At 45.0% G+C, this 1,537-nt stretch carries 3 protein-coding genes; 2 read left to right on the forward strand and 1 reads right to left on the reverse strand.

The annotated features are described in order from the left end of the window. A partial coding sequence (locus HH682_RS15365) for a VENN motif pre-toxin domain-containing protein (protein ID WP_214238355.1) occupies positions 1–1,014 on the forward strand: 1,014 nt, incomplete at its 5' end. Continuing rightward, on the forward strand, positions 1,014–1,238 hold the full coding sequence (locus HH682_RS15370; RefSeq protein WP_214238356.1) for a hypothetical protein: 225 nt from the start codon (positions 1,014–1,016) through the stop codon (positions 1,236–1,238). The genes HH682_RS15365 and HH682_RS15370, both read left to right, overlap by 1 nt. Before the next feature lie 100 nt (positions 1,239–1,338). Here the strand turns inward: HH682_RS15370 and HH682_RS15375 are convergent. Beyond that, positions 1,339–1,537: SymE family type I addiction module toxin (locus tag HH682_RS15375; RefSeq protein WP_250318737.1), on the reverse strand; the 199-nt coding region annotated here is incomplete at its 5' end.

Raw genomic sequence — 1,537 nt, forward strand, 5'->3', positions numbered from 1 at the left:
AAAAATCCCTCTGAGCTTAATGAAGATGAAAAACAAAAAATCAGTGCACTAGCCAGTTTAGCCGCAGGATTAGCGGGCGGATTGGTGGGTGGCGATACGGCGAGTGCGGTATCGGGGATGCAGACCGGGAAGGTGACGGTTGAGAATAACTGGCTGCATGAAGATGAATCCCGTCAGCTCGATAAGGAGATGCAGGACTGCAAGAAATCAGGCGGTGACTGCCAGAAGGTTGTCGAGAAATATATTGATATCAGCAACAAAAACAGCAAAGAGCTTAAGGATGCCTGTACCGGCGGCGGTGTGACCTGCGTGACATGGGAAGAGCTGATACAGGCCGATACTAACGTTGCTCTGGATGCTGACAGATATCAGGTAAGATTGAGTGAGAAACTGAAAGATCCTGATGCGGCCGCCATCGTGAAATATCTTAACGGTTCGGACCTGAAATTCCTGAACGATAATATAACCACGGGCGATCGGGTGATGTCTGTAGTTATGGGTCCTACATCGTGGCCAGTGGCAATAATGGGTGGGAAGGCGATTATCACTAATGCGGTGAATAATACCAAAGAGCAGCTTATTGCTGTGGGTGTTGGTGCGGGGTTTAGTGCAGGTATTCAATATGGTACGACAGGAGAAGTAAAACTGTCGGATGTAATTGGATCTGTTGTTGTTGGAGGAATAACAGCAGGTAAAGGTTATAACCCAACGGTAACTTGGAATGCAGCAGGTGGTTATTACCAGGCTGAAATAAGCGGTGATGATCCATTTATGGCTGCACTATTGAGTAAGACGGGTGCTTCTGCTGGCTATGCTGCGGGTAATATTCTAAAAGTGCCATTCGATAAGAAACTCAATCCCATTTCCAAGCAGTATGAATGGGTTCCAACAGGAGTCTGGACGATAACAAAACCAGCCCCACAAAATCCATTACCCTCAATAATAGGTAATATTGGTGACTCTGCTGTATCAGGGATGGTTCAAGATAAACTGGAAGACAGCGGAAGGAAGTGATGAAAAATAGCACTAAATCATTATTTAACTTTTTGTATTTATGCTTTTCAATGAGTGTGGTGATTTTTATTTTAACAATGTTTGGCCGTTTGCTGGGAGCATGGCTGGCTTGGAATACGAATGATAATTTTCCATTTTCATTGGCGGATTTATTTATTTGTCTCAAATTAACCTGGTTCGGGCCGCCAGCGGGTTTTATTTTTTGGTATTTTTATTATCGATAAGTTCTTATAAATCCTGGCCATCGTGAACTGCACCTCTAATGTTGGACACCCAAGTAAGTAAGGTGCAGTTCAAGTGCGCCGGGATTTGTTTACCTAACGCTTACTCCCCAACTAGCCGAATAATCAGCTCGCCCTGCTCACAACTCACTTCAACCTTCCTTCCGGTCTCAAATCCCAGCTCTCCCATCCAGTGGCCTTTAAGAATAATTGATGGCGAAGGCTGATGTTTAATGTGATCCCGAACATATCCCACGGTATAACGCCTTGATTGAGTTGTGGGTGTGCCTGTCTCTGGCTTA

Source organism: Rosenbergiella gaditana (assembly GCF_018494065.1).
GTDB lineage: Bacteria > Pseudomonadota > Gammaproteobacteria > Enterobacterales > Enterobacteriaceae > Rosenbergiella > Rosenbergiella gaditana.

What these genes read in the sequence shown, in the direction of transcription:
- HH682_RS15370 (WP_214238356.1), top strand. Translation starts at nt 1,014, where the DNA reads ATGAAAAATAGCACTAAATCATTATTTAACTTTTTGTATTTATGCTTT.